We start from the raw sequence: 24,370 nt of genomic DNA, 5'->3' as shown, positions 1-24,370 counted from the left end.
GCGTCTGACGCCTCGTTCGCTTCATATCGGTGCAAAATAAAAACGGCCGTTTCATGACGAAACGGCCGATCTTGAACTTTCCTGCGCTCCGGTCTGGGGAGTTGCGACCAATGTCGCAGCCCCCCTGACTCAACGCTACCGCGCACTGAAACGCATTCTTCACGCCCCGATGCGCTTCTGGATGACTCAGTCTTCCAGCAGACGCTGCATGAAGGGAGGCAGTACCAGGGCGGCACGATGGCCTTCCACGGTATAGAAATCGCGCGCGAAGCTGGCCGCAGCCGCGTCTTCCTCACGGAAGGACTTCACGTCACATCCCTTGCCCGCCAGGGTGCAGCTCCACCAGCCGGACGGGTATACCGGCTGCGGGAACGGCAGGGTCGCGACGCTGTCGAAGCCCGCTTCGCCCATGTCGTTGCGCAGGTCCTTGATGATGGAGTCGGTGTGATACAGCGGCGACTCGCTTTGCTGCACCATCACCCCCCCCTGCTTGAGGATACGGTGGCAGCGCTTGAGGAAGTCGGTCTTGAACAGACCTTCCGCCGGACCGACCGGATCCGTGGAATCGACGATCAGCACGTCGATGCTCTCGTCCGGGCAGTTGTCGACCCACTTGACGCCATCCTCGAACAGCAGCTCGGCACGCGGGTCATCATTGGACTCGACCAGTGCCGGGAAGAACTGCTCGGAAGCCCGCGTGACCGCCGGATCGATGTCGATCTGGGTGACCTTCTCCACGCCCGGGTGCTTGAGCACCTCACGCAGGGTGCCACAGTCGCCCCCCCCGATGATGACGACACGCTTGGGGGCCGCGTGGGTGAACAGCGCCGGATGCGACATCATCTCGTGATAGAGGAAGTTGTCGCGGTCGGTCAGCATCACGCAGCCGTCCAGCACCATCAGATTGCCGTAGGTCTCGGTGGCATAGACCTCAAGGTGCTGATAAGGCGTCTGCTCGTCATGCAGCTTGTGACTGACCTTGAGCGAGAAGGCGCTGCCGTGGCGGTCGAAGATTTCGGTGAACCAGGAGCCATCGAGATGTTCGGTCATGAGAACCCTCACAAGGGATATCGGAGTCGGATATCAAGGTATGAATAAGAGGACGGGACATCAGACCCTCAAGGCCTGAATCATCGACGCACGCGTCATCGGGCGATGCAGTCCTGATCAATCAACAGGACTCAGGCGCAGCACCATAGCCAAAGACACGCGGAGTGGAAAGAGCTTGTGCACGATCTCGAGGCACTGGGGTTGACGCGCGATGACCAACGACTCACCCGCCAGGCCTCTTCTGGCGGGTAGAGGCCCGTCACAGGCGGCTCAGGCGCACCATCAGACGTCCGCCCAGGTGGCAGCCAAGCCCGGCAAGAATGCCGAGGAAATCCGCCAGCGCATCCAGCACTTCTGCCCCACGATAGGGAATCACCAGCTGCAGCCCCTCGATGCCAACGCCCAGCAGCAGCAAGGCGGGCAGGATGACAAGACTGCTCAACCCGGCCAGCCGCGTGGTCAGTGCCAGCAAGGCGAAGGCGGAGAAATGCTGCAGCTTGTCCCAGGGGAAGGTCTGCTCCGGGTGAGGCTCACCCGGCGAGAGCGTGCCGAACAGGATCAGCAGCAGGCAGAACAGTGCCACGCACGCCCAGCCTCGCCTCGGCGCGAGGCGCTGCGCCAGCGGCGTCATGCGTGATACCCCGCCATGAAAGACACGGCGGGGCTGTCAGCCATCAGTGACATGGTTCAATCGCGCGCCAGCGGCGTGGCGTTGGCGGTGTCATCCTGATGATAGGCGGGGCTCAGCTCATGCAGCGCGTCCATCAGAGCATTGACGTTGCCCGGGTCAGTGAACTGGCTGATGCCATGCCCCAGGTTGAAGATGTGGCCAGGCCCCTGACCGTAGCTATCGAGAATGCGGCCGACTTCGGCACGAATCGCGGCGGGAGTGCCGAACAGCGCATTCGGGTCCAGATTGCCCTGCAAGGCCACGCGATGGCCGACGCGCGCGCGCGCATCCGACATCTCGGTGGTCCAGTCCAGCCCGACACCGTCACAACCGCTGGCGGCGATGTGCTCGAGCCACTGGCCGCCATTCTTGGTGAACAGGATCACCGGCACGCGATTGCCTTCGCTGTCAGGCTTGAGGCCAGCGACAATCTGCTCCATGTAACGCAGCGAGAACTCGAGATAGGCCGGTGTGGACAGGGTGCCGCCCCAGGTATCGAAGATCTGCACTGCCTGGGCACCCGCCGCGATCTGGGCGTTCAGGTAATCGGTGACGGCCTGAGCGAGGGTGTCGAGCAACTGATGCATGGCTTCGGGGCTGGAATACATCAGGCCTTTCACATGGCGGAAGTCCTTGCTGGAACCGCCCTCGACCATATAGGTCGCCAGCGTCCAGGGACTGCCGGAGAAACCGATCAGCGGTACGCGACCGTTCAGCTCGCGGCGGATGGTCGAGACGGCACGCATGACGTAATCGAGATCACGCTCGACGTTCGGAACGCTCAGCGCCTCGATTTCCGCGGCGGTGCGCACCGTCTTGCGGAATTTCGGACCTTCACCTGTCTCGAAGTAAAGCCCGAGGCCCATGGCATCCGGGATGGTCAGGATGTCGGAGAACAGAATGGCGGCATCGAGCGGGAAACGCTCCAGCGGCTGCAGCGTCACCTCGCAGGCACGCGCGGTGTCCATGCACAGGTCCATGAAGCCACCGGCCTGACCGCGGATTTCACGGTATTCCGGCAGATAACGGCCCGCCTGGCGCATCATCCAGACAGGGGTACGGTCAACCGGCTGACGGGCCAGCGCGCGCAGGAAGCGATCATTCTTCAGGGTCATCGGAATCACACATCAGCTCGGGAATGTCCCGGCATTCTACCAGAGCCTGAGCAAAATCCCGCCCATCGCGACGATGCAACAAATGCATTGGCTTTCCCCTCGCTTTCCGCCCAGACACCCGCCCGGCCTCTCCTCCTGAAGTGCTTCCACGGATTGTGGTGGTGTCGGCAACAACGCTTTTCCATCGCAGGCGATGAGTCGCACGCTTCAGACTGGTAAACTCGCCTGATGATTGCATGCTGGCCGCCAATGACGTGAATCACTCATCGAGACATTGCCGAGTCCCCGCATGCCCGTGCTTTTTCAGCCCGGCGATTGTTCGGGCGTTCGAGGTGAACAGTGACCATTCGATTCATCGCCGCCTCGCGGCTGCCAACCCCCTGGGCGACCTTCACCATGCACGGTTTCGAGGACGAAACCACCGGCAAGGACCACATCGCTCTGACCTTGGGTGACATCGATGACGGTGCCCCGGTGCTGGGCCGTGTGCATTCCGAGTGCCTGACCGGCGACGCCCTCTTCTCCATGCGCTGTGACTGCGGCTATCAGCTGCAGGAAGCGCTCAAGCGCATTGCCGCCGAAGGGCGTGGCGTGCTGCTCTACCTGCGTCAGGAAGGGCGCGGCATCGGCCTGCTCAACAAGATTCGCGCCTATGAGCTGCAGGATGGCGGTGCCGATACCGTCGAAGCCAATGAGCGCCTGGGCTTCGGCGCTGACATGCGCCGCTACGATATCTGCGTCCCGATGCTGGAGCATCTCGGGGTCAGCACCCTCAAGCTGATGACCAACAACCCGCGCAAGGTCGATGCGCTCACCCGCGATGGCGTCACCATCAGCGAGCGTCAGCCGATCACCACCGGTCTGAACCCGCACAACGAGCAATACCTCTCGACCAAGGCCGGCAAGCTTGGCCACATGATGGCACTCGATGACTTCACCCACGCCAGCGACGTGGATATCGAGCGCAGCGAGTAGAGATCGAGATGCGGGAGGGGGGCACTGATGTGCTCCCGCCCATCGAGAGCCCATGAAGGCGGCGAAAGAGCGTGACATGACGGCGTCATCCTATAGAGAGTAGGCTTGAGAGGAATCCGCGCCGGAGACATCACCATGCGCAAGCCCTCTCCCTCACCGACATCGTCTTCCGAGACATCGTCACGTCCCGCTCTCTATACCCGGTTTGAAGAATGGCTACATAGTGCCAGCCACGGTCTCGGCGCTGTCATGGGACTCATCGGCACCGTGGTGCTGATCGTGATGGCCTGTCTGGCGGCAGAGGCCGATCCCTGGAAGATCATCAGCATCAGCCTCTATGGCATCACCCTGGTCGCGCTCTACGCTGCCTCGACGCTCTATCATGGCATCCGCCACCCACGCCTCAAGTCCGCTTTCCAGTTGATGGACCACTGCGCCATCTATCTGCTCATCGCTGGCACCTATACCCCCTTTCTGCTGGTCAATCTGCGGGGTCCGACAGGCTGGACACTGTTTGCCATCATCTGGTCCCTCGCGCTGGGCGGCATCTTTCTCAAGCTGCGCTGGCCAGCGCGTTTCAGTGCGCTGCGCGTCACCGTCTATCTATTGATGGGCTGGCTGATCGTGTTCGCGTTACCCCTGCTGGTCGAGCAGCTCTCCGAGACGGGGCTCATCCTGCTGGTGGCCGGAGGCATCACCTATACTCTGGGCGTCATCTTCTTCCTGATGACACGCCTGCGCTATCACCACGCCATCTGGCATCTGTTCGTGCTCGGCGGCAGCACCTGCCACTTCTTCGCGATCTACACAGGTGTGCTGCCGTATGAGGTCTGACACGAGGCCGGCTCTCTTGAGCACACTGGCTTGAGAGCACTGACTTGAGAGCACTGGCAAGCCAGATGAAAAAAAGCGGGAAAGGTCGTCATGACCCTTCCCGCTTTTTTTCGCGATGTTTCCGCTTTCAAGGCGCGCCTTCAAGACGCGCTTTTCAGGACTCGTTTCTCACGGCGCTGTCTTCCTGCGGCGCGAAGACCGGCAGCCGATAGCGCGTGCCGCGCCCGACACCATAGCTTTCCAGCACCTGCTTGGCGGTCAGATCGGCGAGATCTCGCGCTGCCGTCGGGTCTGAGGTCTCGACAAGCGCGCGATACTCCGCACGCCCGATACCCTCGTCGTCATCACGCTCCAGCAGGGTCAACACCAGTTCGCGCTGACGGGAATTCAGTGGCGTTCTGGCATGTTCCATCCACAGGCGCTCGGCACGCTGCACTCTCAGGTAGTGGGATGCCGTCCGTCGTCCGCCATCGCGCAGCTGTCTCAGCCACCACGCGACCCAGGCATTCATGTCGCCCGGCAGCACCTCATCGGCCGCATCGCCATTCAAGGCACGGTTGAGCTCAGGTGGAAGCGCTTGCCCACTCGGCGAGGTGCCCGGCGTACCAAGACAATGCTGTTCGAGCTCACGCAGCTCCTCCTGACGCTCCGCCACCACCGTGAACAATGTCTGGCGACGCCAGCAGAGCTGCTCCAACGCCTCTGCTTCCCAGTGTTTCGCCACCTGCCCCGTCCACTCTCCCTGCTGCTGCAATGCCGCCAGCGTATCGACGCGCGTCAACCAGCGAGTCAGCAGCAAGCGTCCGATCAACCCGTTGCCCAGCGCCAGTGGTGAGAGCGCCTGCCAGTGGGCATGCAGTCTGAGGGCGTTGATCACTCCGGGATTGCCAGCCTCCGGCTCCTCCTCTTCCAGACGCTGCCAGAAACGCTCCAGCTCATCCGCAAGTTCATCACCGGTCATGCCAGGCGCTCGGTAGCGCAATCGCTTGAGGCCATAACGTCCGCTGACCGCTTCATGGGGCCCATCACGCCATTCACCGAGACGCTGACCACTGCTGCGCGGCAGGAAGGGGCCCAGCCGGCGATGCCATTCCAGTACCTGCTCACGCGCCAGCGGCTGGAAGGCCGTCCGCACCACTTCGAGCATGACATCCACGAAGACATCAATCCCCGGCACCTGCCCACGGGGCGCCTCCAGCTGTCCGGATTCCAGCCCCAATGCCTGGTAAAGGGCATCGCGCAATGCGGCCCTGCCAAATACCACGCCGGACAGGCGGGCACAGGCCTCCATCTCTTCACTGAGCAAGGTGGCTTCGAGGCGCAGACGTTGGCGAGCCTTCAATTGCTGCCCTTGCGCCACCAACGGTGACATCACCGCCTGCGTTGCGCTCATCTCGCTCAACAGCGGCGTGATCGCCAGTCGTCCCTGCGGCCAGTCAGGCTGCTGCCAGATCCACATAAGTCGTTATCCCCATTGAGGTTTCTGTGCAAATCATACCACGAGGATTCGCAATTAACGATATATCGAATCAATAAATGATGCGAAAGAATCATTTATTGCGATATCCGATCAACTTTTACTCAAATTCATGTCTGACAATCGCCACGTCATAGGCAAGCGACTGATTCACATGGCGTTTTAGCGGCTGCACCGGACTCCCTGGCCCTCTCAGACCTCACGACCGATCAATAACCAATCAACTCAATGTTATATTGATAATTACGCATCACATTTAAATACGAAAAGCGCTCAAGATCGGATCAACCGCCACTCCGGCAGCGCGGATGACGCCTGACAGGTCTCGGACGCCGCGACCTCGCCTGCAGCCCCACCCGCTGTACGTGGCCCGCCCCGCTGTCGTGAGGCTTCGCCTGGCCCCACGATTTTGGACGCGACAGAACGCCCGGAGAGCCCGCCTGAGGCCTGGAAACAAAAAAGGCGCCACCCTGATATCAGGGTGGCGCCTTGGCGCTTGTGCGAGCTTTCAGAGGCCTTGTCTCACGCGCCTCATTTCATGGCTGTGACAGAGCGAGAGGCATCTCTCGATGTGGATGTCTCATATGTGTCAGGGGCGATTGGCGGCAGCCTGGGCCTCACGCTCACGCGCCCGTGCGCAGGCCGGACGCGCAAGAACTTCCTGCATCCAGCGCGCAAGCGACGAGGGGATCGGCTGCTGCGCCTTGTGGGCCCAGCCCAATACCTGAGCGAGGAAAAGATCAGCGAGGGTGAAGTCGTCGCCCAACAACCAGCCCTGTCCCTCGAAGCGGCGCTGGAGCGCTCCCAATGCACGCTGGAATTCCCACTGCGCGGTCTGCTTCACGTCTTCACAGCGTCGTTCTTCCGGCAATGCGAAGGTGTGCTTGGCGAGCGTCCACAGCGGCTGCTCAAGTTCGGTGGTCAGAAAGCTAAGCCACTGGTCTAGCTGCGCCTGACCTTCCAGCGAAGACGGTATCAGGCGGCCTTCACGGGCGGCGAGATAGCGACAGATGGCACTGGATTCAAACAGTACCAACTCCCCCTCGACGATGGCGGGCGCCTTGCCGTCGGGATGAATGGCCAGATACTCGGGGCTGCGTCCTTCTCCCGCCTTGAGATCGAGGCTGTGGATCCGATAGTCGAGTTCCAGCTCTTCCAGCGTCCAGGCGACGCGCAGTGAGCGGGAATTGGGGTAGCTGTAGAGAGTCAGCATCGTGGCGGGCGTTCCTTGGCAACATTGCGAAAAGGGGATCGGCAGTCCGTCCCAGCATGGCGCGCCAGCGTCGATCATGCCAGCAGAGTGCGGCGCATCAGGCGCGTTTTTCACGCAAGAAAAAACGCCTGTGGACAACTCGAATGTTCGAATCATCCACAGGCGTTCCTGTGAGCCAGGTGGCGACTTCAGCGTGCGAGACGCCCTTCGATACTGGCGCGAATGCCAGCCGCATCCAGCCCGCAATCACGCAGCAGCTCTACCGGCTTGCCATGCTCGACGAAGTCATCCGGCAGCCCCAGCAGCAGCATCGGCTGCGCGAGACCGGCATTCAGGTAGAGCTCTGCCACGCCGGCACCCGCACCGCCGGCCACGGCATTCTCTTCCACCGTGACGACCAGGTCATGCTCGTCGGCGATCTCCAGCAGGGCCTCGCGATCCAGCGGCTTGATGGAGCGCAGATTGAAGTGGGTCGCGTCCAGCGCCTCGGCGACCTCCGCCACCGGCGTGTTCATGCTGCCTACGGCAACGATGGCAATACGCACGTCGGGACTGGCAATGATGCGACGACGATATTCGCCCTTGCCGATCGTCAGTGGCGTCAGGTCATGGCCCGTGGCGACGCCGGGTCCGGTGCCACGCGGATAACGCACGGCCGCCGGACCGGGATGTGCCAGCGCCGCACTCAACATGCCACGACACTCGCTCTCGTCCGCCGGCGCCATCACCACCAGCTCCGGCACGCAACGCAGGAAGGACATGTCGAGGCTGCCGTGGTGGGTCGGTCCATCCTCACCCACCAGTCCCGCGCGATCGATGGCAAAGGTGACATCCAGCTTCTGTACCGCGACATCATGGATCAACTGATCATAGCCACGCTGCAGGAAGGTGGAATAGATCGCCACCACCGGCTTCATGCCTTCACAGGCCATGCCGGCCGCCACCGTCACGGCATGCTGCTCCGCGATGGCGACATCGTAGTAGCGATCAGGATATTCCTTCGAGAAACGCACCAGATCCGAGCCTTCCCGCATGGCAGGCGTGACACCGATGACACGAGGGTCAGCCGCGGCGGCATCACAGATCCAGTTGCCGAAGACGCTGCAGTACTTCTGCGGCCTGGGTGCCGGTGCATCCGTCACGGAAGGCGCCTGCCGCGCCTGCTCCGACGAGGCCTTCTCCAGCTTGGTGATCGCGTGGTAGCCGATGGGGTCGCGCTCGGCCGGCAGGAAGCCCTTGCCCTTGCGCGTCACCACATGCAGGAACTGCGGGCCCTCGAGATCGCGCATGTTGCGCAGTGTCTGGACCAGCGTCGGCAGATCATGCCCATCGATGGGACCGATGTAATTGAAGCCCATCTCCTCGAACAACGTCGCCGGGCTGATGAAGCCCTTCATGTGCTCTTCGGTACGCTTGGCAAGTTCCAGCGCCCCCGGGAGCGGCGACAGCAGTTTCTTGCCGTTGGCGCGCATCTGGGTATAGGGCTTGCTGGCCAGGATACGCGCCAGATAGCTCGCCAGACCGCCGACATTTTCCGAGATCGACATCTCGTTGTCGTTGAGCACGACCAGCAGGTTGGCCTTGACGTGCCCGGCATGCGCCAGCGCCTCGAAGGCCATGCCGGCCGTCAGGGCGCCATCACCGATCACCGCACAGGCGCGACGGGATTCTCCCGCGGTACGCGCGCCCAGTGCCATGCCCAGCGCGGCGCTGATCGAGGTGCTGGAATGCCCCACCCCGAAGGTGTCGTAGTCACTCTCGGCGCGCTTGGGGAAGGCAGACAGGCCGTTGTATTGACGCATGCTGTGCATGGCGTCGCGCCGGCCGGTCAGGATCTTGTGGGGATAGGCCTGATGACCGACATCCCACACCAGGCGATCACGCGGGGTTTCCAGCGCATGATGCAGGGCAACCGTCAGCTCGACGACACCGAGGCCGGCACCGAAGTGCCCCCCGGTGCAGCCGACGCTGTAAAGCAGGAAGGCGCGCAATTCATCGGCCAGCTGGCGCAGCTGTGCCGGACTCATGGCCCGCAGTGCGTCTGGTGTCTCGACCGCATCGAGCAATGGCGTCGCGGGGCGCGCCTCAGGTATCTCGTCAAACAGCTTCATAGGCGTCAGGAATCAGTGGTCTCGCTCGATCATGTAGCGCGCCAGCACCGCGAGAGGCTCTGCGGCCTCTCCCAGCGGTGCCAGGGCATCCAGGGCCTCGTCCAATAACTGACCTGCCCGGGTTCGGGCTCCTTCCAGGCCAAGCAATGACGGGTAGGTCGGCTTGTCGCGTGCAGCATCCGCACCGGCAGTCTTGCCCAGCGTGGCGGTATCGCCGGTCACATCCAGGATGTCATCCTGAATCTGGAAAGCCAGGCCGATGGCAGAAGCGTAGCGCTCGAGAGCCTCAAGACGCGAATCCGATTCCTCGACCGCCACCAGCCCGCCAAGACGAACAGCCGAGCGAATCAGCGCGCCAGTCTTGTAGGCGTGCATGCGTGACAGCGCCTCGACCTCTCGGAACTGCCCCACCGCCTCGAGATCCAGCGCCTGCCCCGCCACCATGCCACGTCGACCGGAAGCCTCCGCGAGGGTGCGTATCAGGGCTGGCGTTCTCGCATGTGCGGTATCGGCAATGACCTCGAAGGCCAGGCTCAGCAGAGCATCGCCCGCCAGAATCGCGGTCGCCTCATCGAAGGCGCGATGGACGGTGGGCTGGCCACGGCGCAGGTCGTCGTCATCCATCGCCGGCAGGTCATCGTGAACCAGTGAATAGGCATGGACAAGCTCCAGAGCGGCCGCAGTGGCATCCAGCGCTGCACGCCCTGCCTCGTCCTCATCGCCTCCCAGCGCACGTCCGGCAGCGTACAGCAGGACAGGCCGCAGTCGCTTGCCACCTCCCAGCACGCTGTAACGCATGGCCTCTTCCAGCCGATCACTGACCGCCCCCGCCGGACTGAGCAATGCCTCGAGCACGGCCTCGCTACGCGCCTGCCCACCACGAATCAATTCGCTTGCCTGCGCGGACGGCATGGCTTGCGTCGTCGATGCACCTGACATCACCAATCGTTCTCCTCATCCCCTGCACCGACGGAACTGCCGGGCATCTCGGGCGCTTCGAATGCAGTGGACACCAGCGTGCCATCAGGCCCTTCGACCAAGGCCTGCAGACGCAGCTCGGCGTCGTCGAGCCGTCGTTGTGCTTCACGTGCCAGACGCACTCCCTCCTCGAAAGCGCCCAATGACGCTTCCAGCGACATGTCGCCGGCTTCCAGTTGCGTCACCAATCCCTCGAGACGCGCAAGGGTGGCGGCGAAATCCTGCGGCGCTTCCTGTTCGGCCATGAGTGCTCTCGCTGATCAGACCGGGCTGAACCCGGGATGTCCATGTGATATGCCAGTATAACCTGATGGGCCCTGTGACGCTGCCCACCCGACACCGGCGTGACCACTCGTTTCAAGCTGTGCATTTTTCATGCTGACCGATTGGACATTTCAACCGGGGCCCGCACCAGCTGTGATATTCTTTGCCCCCCTGTTGACAGCACGCCCCGCTGTTTTTCTGGCATTTTCTAAAGGCGTGACACGCCAGCAGGACATGAAAAAGACCAAACGAACAGAAACGTCGGCATGACCGGCGAGAGGGTTGATTCGACAATGGCCAAGACGTCCCTGGACAAGAGCAAGATCAAGATTCTATTGCTCGAGGGTGTCCACCAATCCGCCGTGGATAACTTCCTCAACGCGGGTTACACCAACATCGAGCTGCTTCAGACCTCGCTCGCCGAGGACGAACTGATCGAGAAGATCCGTGATGTGCACTTCATCGGCATCCGCTCCCGCACCCAGCTCAACGAGCGCGTGATCAGCGCTGCCGAGAAGCTCACCGCCATCGGCTGCTTCTGCATCGGCACCAATCAGGTCGACCTGGAAGCTGCACTCAAGCGCGGCATCCCGGTCTTCAATGCGCCCTACTCCAATACCCGCTCCGTCGCTGAGCTGGTACTGGCAGAAGCGATCATGCTGATGCGTGGCGTGCCGGAAAAGAGCGCCAAGGCGCACCGTGGCCAGTGGATGAAAACTGCCAAGAACAGCCATGAAGTCCGGGGCAAGACACTGGGCATCGTCGGCTACGGCAGCATCGGCTCGCAGCTGTCCGTACTGAGCGAGTCTCTCGGTCTGGATGTCATCTACTACGATGCGGTCACCAAGCTGGGCATGGGCAATGCCCGCCAGGTGGCAAGCCTGGAAGAACTGCTGGCGCGCGCTGACATCGTCACCCTGCACGTCCCGGAAATCCCCTCCACCAAGTGGATGATGGGCAAGCAGCAGTTCGCGCTGATGAAGCAGAACAGTGTCTTCATCAACGCCGCTCGCGGTACCACCGTGGTGATCGAGGACCTCGCCGAAGCCCTCTCCAGCGGCAAGCTGCTGGGCGCGGCCATCGACGTCTTCCCGGTCGAACCGAAAGGCAATGGTGAAGAGTTCGTCTCCCCGCTTCGCGAGTTCGACAATGTCATTCTGACGCCGCACGTGGGTGGTTCCACCATGGAAGCTCAGGAAAACATTGGCGTGGAAGTGGCGGAGAAGCTGGTGACCTACTCCGACAACGGCACCACCATCGGCTCCGTCAACTTCCCGGAGGTCGCGCTGCCGGCCCACCCGGAGAAGCACCGTCTGCTGCACATCCACGACAACGTGCCGGGCGTGATGTCTCACATCAACCGCGTACTGTCCGAGGAAGGCATCAACATTTCCGGCCAGTACCTGCAGACCAACAATACCGTCGGTTACGTGGTCATCGATGTCGACAAGGCCTACGGCAAGAAGGCACTCGAGGCCCTCAAGACCGTCGACCATACGCTGCGCATTCGTACTCTCTACTCGGAAGCTGATTTCGAAGGGTGAATCCGACAGTGCACGTCACAGTGACGGAACCATGGCCGTGGGGATGTCGCTGATACAAGAACGCCGCAGCCATCAGGCTGCGGCGTTTTTTTCAATACGACTCGGAACAGAGAGGTGATGACGCACTGACTGTTTCACGTGGAACATCTTCGATTTTTTGGTAAAACCAAATATATTCAATCACTTGTGTCACGGCACAACGCTTGTGAACAGCAGTGACCATCGCGGCCATTGCACTCAGCGGTCTGACAATGGCGTACCCGCAACCGCCCAGTTTTCCGGCTCGACTTCCTGCAGTACGACCCATACCGACTCCTTGCGCACCTCCAGTACGCGAGCCGTCTCACGGGTCAAGGCTTCGACCAGTTCCCGTTTCTGTGCCTCTGTCTTGCCGCTGATGAATTCCGCACGAATCATGGGCATGCTTTCGACTTCCTATATATTCCAACATTCTCTTTTCCAGCACTCGAGGCTCGCGCAACGACATGCTGGCCATGTGGCGTGATGCCGGGCATCGATGTTCCACGTGAAACATCTGCTGATCGTGGCGGACATGTTGCCCAGGTCGGCACTGGCTTCTCTGCGAAGCAACCAATAGCTCCCCAGCACCACAAGCCATGAAATCGCTGACTTATCAGCAAGTTGTAACCAGCCACCCAGAGACTGACCTCAAGAGACCGGCCTCCTGGTGAAGCATGGATGTTCCACGTGAAACATCTTTCAAGCGTAGCGCGTATCGCCCAACAGCACGCGTTCGACACGCCCGGTCAACTGCATGCCGAGCAGTGGCGTATTATGTCCAGCACTTGCCAGCGTCTCGCTGGAGACACGCCATTTCTGCTCCATATCAATCACCGCGAGATCACAATACTCACCTTCCTTCAGCATGCCCCCCTTGAGCCCGAAGCGCCGGGCGCTGAACGTCAGGGTCTCGATCAGGCGCGGCAGCTTGATCATCTCGGCCTTGACCAGCGCCAGCCCAAGCGGCAGCACGGTTTCCAGACTGGTCATGCCGGGCTCGGAGACCGCGAAAGGCGCACATTTCGCGGCCGCCTCATGTGGCAGGTGGTCACTGACGATCGCATCGATGGTGCCATCCGCGACAGCGGCACGAAGTGCCTCACGATCATCGGCACTGCGCAGAGGCGGCTGAAGATGGAAGTTGGCATCAAAGCCTTCCAGCTGCTCATCGGTCCAATGCAACTGGGCGATCGAGACATCCGCGGTAATATCCAGCCCTCGGGCCTTGGCATCACGTACCAGCTCCACCGCGCGAGCACTGGAAAGCAGCGAGACATGCGCCCTAACGCCGGTCTGCTCGATCAGCAGCAGCCATTGAGTCAGCGCGATGGTCTCTGCCGATTCGGGAATTCCCGCCAATCCGAGGCGTGACGCGATGGCCCCCTCGTGCGCACATCCCTGCCCCGCCAAGGTGGCTTCCTGTGCCTGGAAGACCACCGTGATATCGAAGGTGCGTGCATATTCCAGACAACGTCGCAGCACACCAAGATCACGGATCGGCCTGCGCAGGTTGGTCAAGGCGACACAACCGGCGGACTTGAGTGCGGCCATGTTGGCGAGCAGCTCCCCTTCCAGCCCCTGGGTCAGCGCTCCCAGGGGGGCCACCCTGACACCAGCCACATCGCGAGCGCGATCAAGCAGGGTGCGCACGTGAGAGGCACTGTCGAGCACCGGACTGGTATCCGGACGAGGCAGGATGACGCTGTATCCCCCTGCCAGTGCCGCGGCCGATTCACTGGCAAGACTGCCCTTGTAGCGCGGTCCGGGATCACGCAGATGGGCCCCCAGGTCAGCGAAGGCCGGCACGACAAGCTTGCCCGAGAGATCCTGCTGCTCATCCGCGACGAAGCCACGCGGTGGCGCACCGATCGCGACCAGACGTCCCTCTTCGAGGTGCAGGTCATACTGGCCATCGCGGCCACTGGAGGGGTCGATGACCCGAGCATTGATGAGGCTGAGTTTCATGCTCCAGCTCCTCGAGAACGTTCATTTCTGCGCTCAGCGCGCGCCTTCATCTGGCCTGATACCGCCATCGACAGCACCGCCATCCGGACGGCGATGCCATTGGTGACCTGATCGAGGATCAGCGAGCGCGGACCATCCGCGACGGCGGACTCGATCTCGACACCTCGATTGATGGGTCCCGGATGCATCACTACCGCCTCAGGATGCGCGTGGGCGAGGCTTTCGCGGGTCAGGCCGTAGCGACGATAGTATTCCGACTCCGAGGGCAGCAGCGCGCCATCCATGCGCTCCTTCTGCAGACGCAACATGATGACGACATCGACATCCTTGAGCCCGGCTTCAAGCTCGGTGAACACCTGGCAGCCCAATGTCTCGACGCCCACGGGCAGCAGTGTCCTGGGGGCCACGACACGCACCTCGGCTGCCCCCAGGGTGTTGAGTGCCAGAATCTGCGAGCGCGCGACTCTCGAATGCAGGATGTCACCGACGATGGCGACGCGCAGGTTGGCAAAATCACCCTTGTGGCGACGAATGGTCAGCATGTCGAGCATCGCCTGGGTCGGGTGGGCATGACGCCCGTCACCGGCGTTGATGATCGCCACATGGGGCGTGATCTGGCTGGCGATGAAGTGCGCCGCGCCCGAGTCACCATGGCGCACCACGAAGGCATCCGCCTGCATGGCCTCGAGATTGACCAGCGTGTCCATCAGTGACTCGCCCTTGGCTGCGGAAGACGTCTTGATGTCCAGGTTGAGCACATCCGCCGACAGGCGCTTGGCGGCGAGCTCGAAGGTGGCCCGGGTACGCGTGGAGTTCTCGAAGAACAGATTGGCCACCGTACGCCCCCGCAGCAGAGGCACCTTCTTGACCTCCGCATCACCGATGCCGCGGAAGTGATCCGCCGTGTCGAGAATCTCGGTCAGGACTGCACGCGGCAAGCCTTCGATATCCAGGAAGTGGCGCAGACGCCCCTGCTCGTCAAGCTGGACCTGGGACGGGGAGGCCGCACGCACCTCTGCGCTGGCCTGGGTGAGATCGAACAGGTTCATGCCGCACTCTCCCCGGTATCCACCAACGTCAGACGCAAGGCATCCGGCCCTTCCAGCTTGATGCGCTTGCCGGGCGCCAGGGCCAGACTGGCGCCCAGCGCATCCGGCTGAACCGGCAGTTCACGCCCCGGCAGCTCCAGCAGACAGGCCAGCAATACGCGTCGTGGACGCCCGTAATCGAACAGTTCATTGAGCGCAGCACGCACGGTGCGGCCACTCATCAACACATCGTCGACCAGCAGAAGATCGCGATTCTCGATATCCGGCAGCTGTGAGCCCTTGCCGGCGTCCGGCAACCCCTTGTGCCCGAAATCATCTCGCCAGAAACCGATGTCCAGCGTCGCCAACGCTTCGCTGAGCCCCAGACGCTCACGCAGTGCCTGGGCAATCCATACCCCGCCGGTATGAATGCCGACAGGAATCAGCCGCTCACGCTCGATCTCACGACGCTCGAACAACAACTCGAGCTCTTCGGTCATCGCCTCGAGAAGCGCTTCCACATCGGGCAGCGTCTCGTGGTCGTCGTGTACCTCGGAATGTTGCATGGGTATCGCATCCTCATACTTCCGCCAGCGGCGGCAGACAGACAAAAAAAACCCGCTTCCGTGAAGGAAGCGGGTGGGGTATTCAGTAACCGACAAGGTCGCCCTCGCCTCGCTGGCTTGCAAACCAGCTCTCGAGTATCAGCTGAGCGGCGAGGCCATCCACGCCATCATCACGATAGTTGCCGCGGTGACCGCGTTCACGTGCCAGCCCCTTGGCCGCCTTGGTAGAACCACGCTCATCCCACATCTCCAGCGGCTTGCCATATCGGCCGTACAGACGCTTGCCAAACTTGCGGGCACGGCTGCACATCAGGCTTTCGGTGCCGTCCAGCTCCAGTGGCAATCCCACCACGAACAGATCCGGCTGCCACTCCTCGATCAGACGAGTGACCACATTCCAGTCCGGGATGCCGTCACGCACGTGCAGGGGCACCAGCGGTGAGGCCGTGCCCAGCATCTCGGTGCCCACTGCCACCCCGATACGGCGCGTACCGAAATCGAAGGCCAGTACCGTCCGGCTGACGACCCGCTCAGCCATGCCCGATCTCCCGTGACATCAGGCTCATGTTCACACCCAGCTTGCGGGCCGCTGCATCAAGGCGCGACTCGCTGTCGGCATCAAAGAGAATGCCGCTGTCGCCTTCGACGATCAGCCAACTGTTCTCCTTGAGCTCATTCGTCAGCTGGTCAGGCTCCCAGCCAGCACAGCCGAGGCAGACCATGAAATCTTCCGGCCCCTTGTTGTCGGCGATCGCCTTGAGAATATCCAGCGAGGTCGTAAGGGCCAGCTCATCCGTCACCTGCAGGCTGGAATCCCATTCCGCGGCCTGGCCACGGTGCAGGATGAAGCCGCGGTCCTTGTGCACGGGGCCGCCATAATAGACGACGTCTTCCAGGCACTCGCAGCTGTCCGCCGCGATCTCGAGCTGCTCGAACAGACCACGCATGGTCAGCTTGATGGGCTTGTTGACGATGACACCCAAGGTGCCCTTTTCATCGTGATCACAAAGGTAACTCAGCGAGCCGGAAAAGTTGTCATCATCGAGATGAGGCATCGCCAGCAGGAAATGGTCTCGCAGACTTTGCATGGTCCTCCCGAGGCGTCAGGGCGCGCCAGAATCGTTGCCGGGGCCGAATCGCCAGATGCGGGTGATGGTCAGTTGGCTCATGCCCCTGAGACTCTCATCGAAGGGAGCATAGGGGGCCGCGCCATAGACCGTATCCAGAGCCGCCTGGTCGAGCTCGGCATGTCCCGAGGATTGTAACACTTCCGCGTACTCAAGCTGACCGCTGGGCAACACGACGGCACGAATGCGCAGCTCCCCGCTCAGATTGGCGGGCGCGGGATAGTGGAGATTGCCGAAGGACTGCACCGTGCCGGTCCAGTCATTGATGTAGCGAGCCCGCGCCGAGGCGCGGGCCGCCTTGCGCGAGGCCACATCACCGGCCACCTCGCGAGTCTGGCCCGAGGCCTGGATCGCCCCGACATCCTGCTCGATGGCTTCCTGCTCATTGTCCGGCGTATCCGGCAGGATCTCGGAATGCGAGACCTGCTGTGGCGAATCATTGCGGGTCGCGATGACCTCCGGGATGCGCTCCGGCAACACCAGGGGCACGGCAGCTGCCTCGGGCACCGGGGCCTCGCCGCTGACGGGAGCTCTCTGCTCACCCGCCCGGGGGGGCGTCTGACTGGCTGGCCCGGCTTGCACCGCCGCCTCACGGCCGCTTCCACTGGCCTGCTGATCCTGCTCGGCGACGACATCCGATGTGACGGCACGTGAGCTGGCCTGGCTGACCAGCGTGACGTCGAGCATCACCGGGTCAGGCAATGGCGGCACCTGAGGGGGCACCATCAGGCCACTCCCCAGCAGCCACCAGCCGACTACCGCATGCACCCCCAGTGCTGCGCCCCAGGCCACCACGCGACGATGCATCCGGGTCACCGGCACGTAGGTGATCGGATCGGTCACGCTATGGTTGACTCCCCACCACTCGACGGGTGCTGCCATGCCCCACTCCCTGTCTGCGAAACCGCTGTCGTGTCAGCTTCGGCATCCCTGCCGTTTACTGCGAACTTGCTGGCCGCCATCTGACGCCACCGACGCCATTGACGGCGGCAATCAAGCGGACTGCTGCGCCGTGAGGCGTGCCTCGATGGCATCCATCAGCAGCCCGGCGATGTCCGTACCGCGCTGGTCATCGATTTCACGCACGCAGGTCGGGCTGGTGACGTTGATCTCGGTGATGTAATCCCCGATCACGTCCAGACCGACGAACATCAGTCCCAGCGACTTCACCACCGGCTTGACCTGCTCGACCAGCCAGTAATCGCGATCCGTCAGCTCACGCGACTCACCACGTCCTCCAGCCGCCAGATTGCCACGCGTTTCTCCGGCGCTGGGAATGCGCGCCAGACCGAACGGCACCGGCTCACCATCGACCAGCAGGATGCGGGTATCGCCGGCACTGATCTCCGGCACGTAACGCTGTGCCATGATCTGACGCTGGCCACGCAGGGTCAGCTGCTCGATTACCGATCCCAGATTGCGACCATCTTCGGCGACGTGGAAGATACCGCTGCCGCCCATGCCATCGAGCGGCTTGAAGATGACATTGCCATGCTCCGCGTGGAAGGCGCGCAACACCTTGTCATTGGCCGAGACGGTCGTCGGCGGAATGCACTGGGTGAACTGCTGCGCGAACAGCTTCTCGTTGCAGGTCAACAGCGCGGCCGTCGGGTTGACGACCAGCACGCCTTCACGTTCAGCGAAGCCCAGCAGGTGGACCGCGTTCAGGAAGTGCTCGTCGACGGGCGGGTCCTTGCGCATCAGAATCACGTCAAGCTCGGCCAGCGGCGTCGCGACGACCTCGCCCAGCTGATAGAAGTGATCAGGATCCCGATAGACCTCGAGATCCCGCATCCGCCCCATCGCACGGCCATTCTCGAGATAGAGATCTTCCTGCTCCAGGTAATGCAACGACCAGCCACGCTGGGCGGCGGCCCACAGCATGGCCAGGGTGGTGTCCTTCTTGTAGGTGACGCTGGACATCGGGTCCATCACCACGCCGATCTTGAGCTTGCGAGCAGTCATCGAGGCAACCTTCTGACGACACTGCCGACCCAGCCGGCCGGCAATGAGAAAAGCGGATGTTACCCGGCGCGATACCCCGAAACGGGTTGCGCGGGAAGATGGGACAAGTATGCAGCAGCACCACGCTGCCCACCACTGACATGAGGACGCTCAAGGCCTCACGCAGTGTTGCCGGGGCTTCAACAATGCTGGTGTCATCCTGCCTAGCGCGGCAGATCGCCGAAGCGCTGCTGCAACAGCGTCAGCGCGACCACCGGCGCCGTCTCGGTACGCAGTATCCGTGGGCCCAGCCCCAGGACGTCACACCCCGCGCCAGCCGCCTGGGTGACCTCTTCCGGCGTGAAGCCGCCCTCAGGGCCGATCAGCAGGCTGGCACGCGTCACGCCGCCCTCGCTCTCGGCGGCATTCAGCGCCTCGGCACCGCCCGGCTGCAATATCAGGCGAAGTGGCTCATCGCGCTCATCCAGCCACTGGGCCATGGAAATCGGCGCATGCACCACCGGCACCACGCTGCGACCGCACTGCTCACAGGCGCTTGCCGCCACGCCCTGCCAATGCGCGAGTTTCTTGTCGGCGCGCTCGCCCTTGAGCTTGACGTCGCCACGCGCGGTGTAAAGCGGGGTGATGGCAGCGACCCCGAGCTCACAGGCCTTCTGGATGGCGTAATCCATGCGATCGCCCTTGGAGATCGCCTGGCCCAGATGCACTGCCAGTGGCGACTCGCTGTCATTGGCGACCGCCTCGATCACCCGCACGCTGACCCCCTTGCGGGACACCTCCTCGAGCGACACGCGCACTTCCTGCCCGTGTCCATCGAACAGCTGTGCTTCGCTGCCCACCCGGGCCCGCAACACCAGACCGAGATGGCGTGCAGGCCCCTCGGGCAGTGCAAAGGTCGCCCCGGCGCTGACATGGAGATCAAGATCGGGACAGTGCAGACGAATGGCCATGGGAAAGTCTCGCGAGCAATGCGCCGCGCGGCAGCGCCGTGAGAGACACTCAGCACGCCGACACGGAGATGAAAGGGAAAGGGAAAGAGAAATAGGTTCAGGAAAGCACGGCCATCATGGTGGCCACCAACGCAGTGACGGGCCACTGGGGCCCGTCACTGTCATTGCCATCTCACGGCCATTGCTGGCCGTCTCACGGATCAGTGAGCGGTGGCTTCACCCGCCTGTTGCGCTTCACGCTGCTTGCGCTGAGCGTACATGGCTTCGAAGTTGACCGGTGCCAGCATCAGCGGAGGGAAGCTGCCACGATTGACCAGATTGTCGACGGCTTCACGCGCGTACGGGAACAGCACGTTCGGGCAGAAGGCCCCCAGGGTGTGATCCAGCTGCTCGGCGGACAGACCGGCGATGCGGAACAGACCGGCCTGCTCGACCTCGGCCAGGAAGGCGGTGGTCTGATCTTCACCGTTGGAGACCTGGGCGGTGACCTTGATGGACACCTCGAAGAGCTCTTCACCGACCTGCTGGTGCTCGGTATCCAGTTCCAGGCTGACCTTCGGCTGGAACGGCTGGGAGAAGACCGCCGGAGAATTCGGCGCTTCGAAGGACACGTCCTTCACATAGATGCGCTGCAGGGCGAACTGGAGCTGATCCTGAGCCTGTTCGGCACCCTGGGCACCCTGTGCCGCCTGTGCGTTCTGTTCTTCAGCCATGAGACATATCCTTGAATGTACGGAGAATTATTGTTGGGCCATCGGCCTGCTTCCCGCAGGTCGCTCAGCGAGTCACGACCGGCAGACTGTCGGCTTCCCACTGACCCATGCCACCCTTGAGCTTGACCGCCTGCTTGAAGCCGGCCTTCTCCAGGCGCGCCACCAGCGGTCCAGCGGTCTGACCATGCTTGCAGACGATGATCACCGGACGGTCCTTGTACTTGTCCAGCGGCGTGGTCGCGCTGGCAAGCTGACTGCTGGGAACATTGACGGCACCGGCGATGTGGCCGGCCTTGTATTCCTTGCTGTCGCGGATGTCGATGAAGACACCCTCTTCGCGATTGACCAGTCGCGTGGCCTCGCTGACGCTGACCCCGTGGTTGCCACGCATGGTTTCCATGACGATGAGGGCGACCAGCAGGGCGACGAAGGCGCCCACCAGCAAGGGATGATTCTGCGCGAACTGAAGCAGCTGTTCGATCATGAGACGGGCTAACTCCGCTGTGACGTGCATGCCGGTACGTACGCGGCAAAGGAAATAGACCGCTACCCGAGGTAACGGAGCCAGCATTATACATGAGAGCCCCTGCCATGAATGCCCACGACATGGCATCAAAAAGGCGTAACGCCGCCCTGCCCTCGCCTGCGCCACGGGGACGCACTGAACTTGCCCGCGATAGGGGAATCCAATCTTGCCGATACGCTTCCAGCACTTGCACTCGGCACCTTACCGCCTCTCTAATAGAGGTCAGAATGAGCAGGTAGTTTTATCACTACATCTTGCCTCACCCGTGCAGCAAGCGGTGAACGCACCGGATGAGGAAGACGGCAGAGGATGCCCGCGGGACATGACAGGCACGTGATCGCCTGACAGCCACCCTGCGCGATTGCCCCTGCCGTCCTGCTCCAGAGGATTCATTCGTCATCACAGCGAGGAAGTCATGGCAGCTCAAGCACAAGGTCCGCGTCCCGTCGCCCTCATCATTCTCGATGGCTACGGCCACAGCGAGGAAGAGAAGGACAACGCCATTCTTGCCGCCAACACGCCGGTCATGGATCGCCTGCGCCAGCAGTATCCCAGCGATCTGATCCATACCGACGGTGGCCATGTCGGCCTGCCGGATGGCCAGATGGGCAATTCCGAGGTCGGGCACATGAACCTGGGGGCCGGGCGCATCGTCTACCAGGACTTCACCCGCATCACCAAGGCCGTGCGCGAGAATGCCCTCAAGGACAACACCGTCCTGACCGCGCCTCTCGATGCCGCCATCGCGGCTGGCCGTGCCGTGCACCTGATCGGCCTGCTGTCTCCCGGGGGCGTGCACTCCCATGAAGACCACATCCTCGCCATGGCCGATCTGGCCGCCGAGCGGGGCGCCAAGCGCATCTACCTCCACGCGATTCTCGATGGCCGCGACACCGCGCCCAAGAGCGCCGAGGCATCCATCGCGCGTGCCGATGAACACCTGGCAGGTCTCGGACTCGAGGAAGGCCGTGTCGCCACCCTCGTCGGTCGCTACTTCGCGATGGACCGTGACAACCGCTGGGACCGTGTCGAACAGGCATATCGCGTGATCGCCGAAGGGCAGGGCCTCCACGAAGCCGCCAGCGGCGTGGAAGGACTTGCCGCCGCCTACGAGCGTGACGAGACCGACGAATTCGTCAGCGCCACGCGTATCGGCGACGCCGTCCCCATGCAGGAAGGCGATGCTGCCCTGTTCCTGAACTTCCGTGCCGACCGTGCCCGCGAGCTGACCCGCGCCTTCGTCGAGCCGGACTTCTCCGGCTTCGAGCGCACGCCGCCCAAGCTGGCCCATGACGGTCTGGTGATGCTGACCCAGTACGCCGCCGACATTCCGGCGCCGGCTGCCTTCCCGCCCTCCGACCTGCCCAATACCCTGGGGGAAGTGGTCTCCAATCGTGGCCTCACTCAGCTGCGTATCGCCGAGACGGAGAAGTACGCCCACGTGACCTTCTTCTTCTCCGGCGGCCGCGAAGACGAATTCGAGGGCGAGACCCGCATCCTCGTGCCCTCGCCGCAGGACGTGAAGACCTACGACGAGAAGCCGGAGATGAGCGCCGGGGAGGTCACCGACAAGCTGGTCGAGGCCATCGAATCCGGCCGCTATGATCTGATCGTCTGCAATTACGCCAATGGCGACATGGTCGGACACACCGGCAAGTTCGATGCGGCCGTCAAGGCGATCGAATATCTGGATGGCTGCGTCGGCCGCGTGGTCGAGGCGCTGGAGAAGGTCGGTGGCGAATGCCTGATCACCGCGGACCACGGCAATGCCGAGCAGATGGTGCACCCGGAGACCGGCAACCCGCAGACGGCACACACCACCTTTGAAGTGCCGCTGATCTACGTCACCCAGCGTGACGTCAAGCTGGCCTCCGAAGGACGCCTGTGTGACCTCGCCCCGACCCTGCTGACCATGATGGGGCAGGCGGTCCCCGAGGAAATGGACGGCAACGTGCTGGTCGATTATGCCGGTGCCTGATAGCCCCTTGCAGGGCGCGCCGAGTGGCGTGCCCGGCGCCTCCCCCGGTCCGGATGCCTATCTGGCATCCGGACCGGGCAGGCGCTACCGATTCTTCAAACGCCGGAGCCCTGTCTCCGGCGTTGTGCTGTCTGCCTGCCTGCTGCTCATGACTCCGCTGCTGGCCCCCTCCTCGGCACTGGCCGCGGACAGCAGCGCGACCCTGACCCAGAAGAAGCAAGCCTCCGAAGCCGACCTCAAGCGTCTCAAACACGAGATACAGGCGATGCAGGGCGAGCTGAAGGCCACTGCCGCGCGGCGCAGCGATACGCGCAATGGCCTGGAGAAGATCGAGCGCCAGCTCAACGAGACTCGCCAGCAGACCGGCAGACTCGAGGATGAGCGCGACGACATCACGCAGCAACTGACCAGGCTCACGCGCCAGCGTGAGACCCTCATCCAGCAGCAGACGGCGCAGAAGGCTGCCGTGGCCGAGGAGATGGCCGCCCTGTATCGGCTGGGTCGCCAACCCGAATTGAAGCTGCTGCTCAATCAGGATGATCCGGCGCGTCTCGAACGCCTGCAGGTCTATCTGAATCACTTGAGCGATTCGCGCCGGCAGGCGCTTGAGCGCCTCGCCAGACTGGATGCCTCACTGGCCAGTACCCGCGCCAGTCTGCTGGCACGCCAGACACGACTGGAGGAGGTGCAGCAAGGCCTCAAGCAGCAAGCCAGCAAACTGATGGCCCAGCAGAATGAGCGCGCCGCTCTGCTGCGCACCCTGGATGCCCGCTATGCCAGCCATGAGGCGAAGATCGCCGAGCTGGATCAGGACCGCGCCCATGCCAACCAGATGATCCAGACGCTCGAGAAGCGCCTCAAGGCCATCAAGAGTGCCCCGCCCCCCAGGACACGCATCACGCGTGCGATGGGCAAGATGGACTGGCCGGCCCCCGGGCGGGTCATCTCGGCCTATGGCGGGGGAGAAGGCGTCAATCGTGATGGCGTGCTGATCCAGGCGTCCCAGGGCACGCCTGTGACGGCGCCGCATGCCGGTCGTGTCGTCTTCGCGGACTGGATGCGCGGCTACGGCAACCTGTTGATCATCGACCACGGCGACAACGTGCTGACGCTCTACGCACATCTGGCAAGCTTCAGCGTCGGCCCCGGTGACAGCCTGTCACGCGGCCAGCAGCTGGGCAGTGTCGGCAGCAGTGGTGGCCGTGACGGTGCCGCGCTGTATTTCGAAGTACGCCGCGCCGGCAAGCCCGTCAACCCGCAACGCTGGCTGTCGAGCCGCTGAGCCAGTCAGCCATGGCGC

At 62.7% G+C, this 24,370-nt stretch carries 24 protein-coding genes; 5 read left to right on the top strand and 19 right to left on the bottom strand.

All coding sequences use genetic code 11. The features are described 5' to 3' along the window. Positions 1-186: 186 nt before the first annotated feature. The 3 genes from speE to hemE form a co-directional block, all read right to left on the bottom strand. Positions 187-1,050 carry a polyamine aminopropyltransferase gene (speE, locus tag QD172_RS10985; protein ID WP_077379636.1) on the bottom strand — a complete coding sequence of 288 codons (864 nt, stop codon included), beginning with the start codon at positions 1,048-1,050 and terminating at the stop codon, positions 187-189. Positions 1,051-1,309: 259 nt separating this feature from the next. Next, a complete protein-coding gene (locus QD172_RS10980) occupies positions 1,310-1,681 on the bottom strand; it encodes a VanZ family protein (protein WP_279855767.1) in 372 nt (123 codons plus the stop codon). 56 nt (positions 1,682-1,737) lie between these two features. Further along, entirely contained in the window at positions 1,738-2,835 is a 1,098-nt protein-coding gene (gene hemE, locus QD172_RS10975; protein WP_077380000.1) for a uroporphyrinogen decarboxylase, read from the bottom strand. 339 nt (positions 2,836-3,174) lie between these two features. Here hemE and ribA point away from each other — a divergent pair, with 339 nt between their 5' ends. Both ribA and QD172_RS10965 read left to right on the top strand, forming a co-directional pair. Beyond that, the gene (gene ribA, locus QD172_RS10970; protein ID WP_077379640.1) at positions 3,175-3,810 is read left to right on the top strand and encodes a GTP cyclohydrolase II; all 636 of its coding nucleotides are present in this window, start codon (positions 3,175-3,177) and stop codon (positions 3,808-3,810) included. Positions 3,811-3,945: 135 nt separating this feature from the next. Further along, positions 3,946-4,644, top strand: a complete 699-nt coding sequence (locus QD172_RS10965; protein WP_279855764.1) for a hemolysin III family protein — start codon at positions 3,946-3,948, stop codon at positions 4,642-4,644. A gap of 154 nt (positions 4,645-4,798) precedes the next feature. On the opposite strand, the gene QD172_RS10960 is transcribed toward QD172_RS10965, so the two are convergent. The 5 genes from QD172_RS10960 to xseB form a co-directional block, all read right to left on the bottom strand. Continuing rightward, complete coding sequence (locus tag QD172_RS10960) at positions 4,799-6,103, bottom strand: DUF4172 domain-containing protein (protein WP_176493809.1); 1,305 nt, start codon at positions 6,101-6,103, stop codon at positions 4,799-4,801. Between the two features lie 607 nt (positions 6,104-6,710). Next, entirely contained in the window at positions 6,711-7,334 is a 624-nt protein-coding gene (locus QD172_RS10955; protein ID WP_176493810.1) for a glutathione S-transferase family protein, read from the bottom strand. 188 nt (positions 7,335-7,522) lie between these two features. After that, positions 7,523-9,445, bottom strand: coding sequence for a 1-deoxy-D-xylulose-5-phosphate synthase (gene dxs / locus QD172_RS10950; RefSeq protein WP_279855763.1), 1,923 nt, complete (start codon positions 9,443-9,445; stop codon positions 7,523-7,525). 12 nt (positions 9,446-9,457) lie between these two features. Beyond that, on the bottom strand, positions 9,458-10,384 hold the full coding sequence (locus tag QD172_RS10945) for a farnesyl diphosphate synthase (protein WP_167593069.1): 927 nt from the start codon (positions 10,382-10,384) through the stop codon (positions 9,458-9,460). After that, positions 10,384-10,668 (bottom strand): exodeoxyribonuclease VII small subunit, encoded by a 285-nt coding sequence (gene xseB, locus QD172_RS10940; protein ID WP_077379650.1) that lies wholly within the window; start codon positions 10,666-10,668, stop codon positions 10,384-10,386. Before xseB ends, QD172_RS10945 begins: the two co-directional genes overlap by 1 nt. Positions 10,669-10,980: 312 nt before the next feature. On the opposite strand from xseB, the gene serA reads away from it, so the two are divergent. Beyond that, positions 10,981-12,231, top strand: a complete 1,251-nt coding sequence (gene serA / locus QD172_RS10935) for a phosphoglycerate dehydrogenase (protein WP_077379652.1) — start codon at positions 10,981-10,983, stop codon at positions 12,229-12,231. 237 nt (positions 12,232-12,468) lie between these two features. On the opposite strand, the gene QD172_RS10930 is transcribed toward serA, so the two are convergent. The 11 genes from QD172_RS10930 to QD172_RS10880 form a co-directional block, all read right to left on the bottom strand. Next, positions 12,469-12,654 carry a 4-oxalocrotonate tautomerase family protein gene (locus QD172_RS10930; RefSeq protein WP_136939473.1) on the bottom strand — a complete coding sequence of 62 codons (186 nt, stop codon included), beginning with the start codon at positions 12,652-12,654 and terminating at the stop codon, positions 12,469-12,471. Between the two features lie 297 nt (positions 12,655-12,951). Beyond that, a complete protein-coding gene (locus QD172_RS10925; RefSeq protein WP_084209528.1) occupies positions 12,952-14,217 on the bottom strand; it encodes a dihydroorotase in 1,266 nt (421 codons plus the stop codon). Beyond that, entirely contained in the window at positions 14,214-15,266 is a 1,053-nt protein-coding gene (locus tag QD172_RS10920) for an aspartate carbamoyltransferase catalytic subunit (protein ID WP_077379658.1), read from the bottom strand. The genes QD172_RS10925 and QD172_RS10920 overlap by 4 nt, the downstream gene beginning before the upstream one ends. Beyond that, complete coding sequence (pyrR, locus tag QD172_RS10915; RefSeq protein ID WP_127736567.1) at positions 15,263-15,811, bottom strand: bifunctional pyr operon transcriptional regulator/uracil phosphoribosyltransferase PyrR; 549 nt, start codon at positions 15,809-15,811, stop codon at positions 15,263-15,265. Before pyrR ends, QD172_RS10920 begins: the two co-directional genes overlap by 4 nt. An 82-nt stretch (positions 15,812-15,893) precedes the next feature. Next, positions 15,894-16,349 (bottom strand): Holliday junction resolvase RuvX, encoded by a 456-nt coding sequence (ruvX, locus tag QD172_RS10910; protein ID WP_077379660.1) that lies wholly within the window; start codon positions 16,347-16,349, stop codon positions 15,894-15,896. Then, positions 16,342-16,899 (bottom strand): YqgE/AlgH family protein, encoded by a 558-nt coding sequence (locus tag QD172_RS10905; protein WP_077379662.1) that lies wholly within the window; start codon positions 16,897-16,899, stop codon positions 16,342-16,344. Before QD172_RS10905 ends, ruvX begins: the two co-directional genes overlap by 8 nt. 15 nt (positions 16,900-16,914) lie before the next feature. After that, a complete protein-coding gene (locus tag QD172_RS10900) occupies positions 16,915-17,820 on the bottom strand; it encodes a TonB family protein (protein WP_077379664.1) in 906 nt (301 codons plus the stop codon). Positions 17,821-17,931: 111 nt separating this feature from the next. Continuing rightward, the gene (gshB, locus tag QD172_RS10895; protein WP_077379666.1) at positions 17,932-18,903 is read right to left on the bottom strand and encodes a glutathione synthase; all 972 of its coding nucleotides are present in this window, start codon (positions 18,901-18,903) and stop codon (positions 17,932-17,934) included. Between the two features lie 203 nt (positions 18,904-19,106). Then, positions 19,107-19,853, bottom strand: coding sequence for a 16S rRNA (uracil(1498)-N(3))-methyltransferase (locus QD172_RS10890; protein WP_141391831.1), 747 nt, complete (start codon positions 19,851-19,853; stop codon positions 19,107-19,109). Between the two features lie 200 nt (positions 19,854-20,053). Continuing rightward, the gene (gene secB, locus QD172_RS10885; RefSeq protein WP_279855761.1) at positions 20,054-20,566 is read right to left on the bottom strand and encodes a protein-export chaperone SecB; all 513 of its coding nucleotides are present in this window, start codon (positions 20,564-20,566) and stop codon (positions 20,054-20,056) included. 64 nt (positions 20,567-20,630) lie between these two features. Then, the gene (locus tag QD172_RS10880) at positions 20,631-21,050 is read right to left on the bottom strand and encodes a rhodanese-like domain-containing protein (protein WP_077379673.1); all 420 of its coding nucleotides are present in this window, start codon (positions 21,048-21,050) and stop codon (positions 20,631-20,633) included. Positions 21,051-21,507: 457 nt separating this feature from the next. On the opposite strand from QD172_RS10880, the gene gpmI reads away from it, so the two are divergent. Further along, positions 21,508-23,070, top strand: a complete 1,563-nt coding sequence (gene gpmI, locus QD172_RS10875) for a 2,3-bisphosphoglycerate-independent phosphoglycerate mutase (protein ID WP_084209532.1) — start codon at positions 21,508-21,510, stop codon at positions 23,068-23,070. Continuing rightward, positions 23,063-24,352 carry a peptidoglycan DD-metalloendopeptidase family protein gene (locus QD172_RS10870; protein WP_279855760.1) on the top strand — a complete coding sequence of 430 codons (1,290 nt, stop codon included), beginning with the start codon at positions 23,063-23,065 and terminating at the stop codon, positions 24,350-24,352. Before gpmI ends, QD172_RS10870 begins: the two co-directional genes overlap by 8 nt. Positions 24,353-24,370: the final 18 nt, after the last annotated feature.

The organism is Cobetia sp. 10Alg 146 (genome assembly GCF_029846385.1).
In the GTDB taxonomy this organism is placed as follows: Bacteria; Pseudomonadota; Gammaproteobacteria; order Pseudomonadales; family Halomonadaceae; genus Cobetia; species Cobetia marina.
Note: the sequence above shows the minus strand (reverse complement) of the source record. Positions and strands in the feature narration are given on the sequence as shown.

What these genes read in the sequence shown, in the direction of transcription:
- speE (WP_077379636.1), bottom strand. Translation starts at nt 1,050, where the DNA reads ATGACCGAACATCTCGATGGCTCCTGGTTCACCGAAATCTTCGACCGC.
- QD172_RS10980 (WP_279855767.1), bottom strand. Translation starts at nt 1,681, where the DNA reads ATGACGCCGCTGGCGCAGCGCCTCGCGCCGAGGCGAGGCTGGGCGTGC.
- hemE (WP_077380000.1), bottom strand. Translation starts at nt 2,835, where the DNA reads ATGACCCTGAAGAATGATCGCTTCCTGCGCGCGCTGGCCCGTCAGCCG.
- QD172_RS10965 (WP_279855764.1), top strand. Translation starts at nt 3,946, where the DNA reads ATGCGCAAGCCCTCTCCCTCACCGACATCGTCTTCCGAGACATCGTCA.
- QD172_RS10960 (WP_176493809.1), bottom strand. Translation starts at nt 6,103, where the DNA reads ATGTGGATCTGGCAGCAGCCTGACTGGCCGCAGGGACGACTGGCGATC.
- QD172_RS10955 (WP_176493810.1), bottom strand. Translation starts at nt 7,334, where the DNA reads ATGCTGACTCTCTACAGCTACCCCAATTCCCGCTCACTGCGCGTCGCC.
- dxs (WP_279855763.1), bottom strand. Translation starts at nt 9,445, where the DNA reads ATGAAGCTGTTTGACGAGATACCTGAGGCGCGCCCCGCGACGCCATTG.
- QD172_RS10945 (WP_167593069.1), bottom strand. Translation starts at nt 10,384, where the DNA reads ATGTCAGGTGCATCGACGACGCAAGCCATGCCGTCCGCGCAGGCAAGC.
- xseB (WP_077379650.1), bottom strand. Translation starts at nt 10,668, where the DNA reads ATGGCCGAACAGGAAGCGCCGCAGGATTTCGCCGCCACCCTTGCGCGT.
- serA (WP_077379652.1), top strand. Translation starts at nt 10,981, where the DNA reads ATGGCCAAGACGTCCCTGGACAAGAGCAAGATCAAGATTCTATTGCTC.
- QD172_RS10930 (WP_136939473.1), bottom strand. Translation starts at nt 12,654, where the DNA reads ATGCCCATGATTCGTGCGGAATTCATCAGCGGCAAGACAGAGGCACAG.
- QD172_RS10925 (WP_084209528.1), bottom strand. Translation starts at nt 14,217, where the DNA reads ATGAAACTCAGCCTCATCAATGCTCGGGTCATCGACCCCTCCAGTGGC.
- QD172_RS10920 (WP_077379658.1), bottom strand. Translation starts at nt 15,266, where the DNA reads ATGAACCTGTTCGATCTCACCCAGGCCAGCGCAGAGGTGCGTGCGGCC.
- pyrR (WP_127736567.1), bottom strand. Translation starts at nt 15,811, where the DNA reads ATGCAACATTCCGAGGTACACGACGACCACGAGACGCTGCCCGATGTG.
- ruvX (WP_077379660.1), bottom strand. Translation starts at nt 16,349, where the DNA reads ATGGCTGAGCGGGTCGTCAGCCGGACGGTACTGGCCTTCGATTTCGGT.
- QD172_RS10905 (WP_077379662.1), bottom strand. Translation starts at nt 16,899, where the DNA reads ATGCAAAGTCTGCGAGACCATTTCCTGCTGGCGATGCCTCATCTCGAT.
- QD172_RS10900 (WP_077379664.1), bottom strand. Translation starts at nt 17,820, where the DNA reads ATGGCAGCACCCGTCGAGTGGTGGGGAGTCAACCATAGCGTGACCGAT.
- gshB (WP_077379666.1), bottom strand. Translation starts at nt 18,903, where the DNA reads ATGACTGCTCGCAAGCTCAAGATCGGCGTGGTGATGGACCCGATGTCC.
- QD172_RS10890 (WP_141391831.1), bottom strand. Translation starts at nt 19,853, where the DNA reads ATGGCCATTCGTCTGCACTGTCCCGATCTTGATCTCCATGTCAGCGCC.
- secB (WP_279855761.1), bottom strand. Translation starts at nt 20,566, where the DNA reads ATGGCTGAAGAACAGAACGCACAGGCGGCACAGGGTGCCCAGGGTGCC.
- QD172_RS10880 (WP_077379673.1), bottom strand. Translation starts at nt 21,050, where the DNA reads ATGATCGAACAGCTGCTTCAGTTCGCGCAGAATCATCCCTTGCTGGTG.
- gpmI (WP_084209532.1), top strand. Translation starts at nt 21,508, where the DNA reads ATGGCAGCTCAAGCACAAGGTCCGCGTCCCGTCGCCCTCATCATTCTC.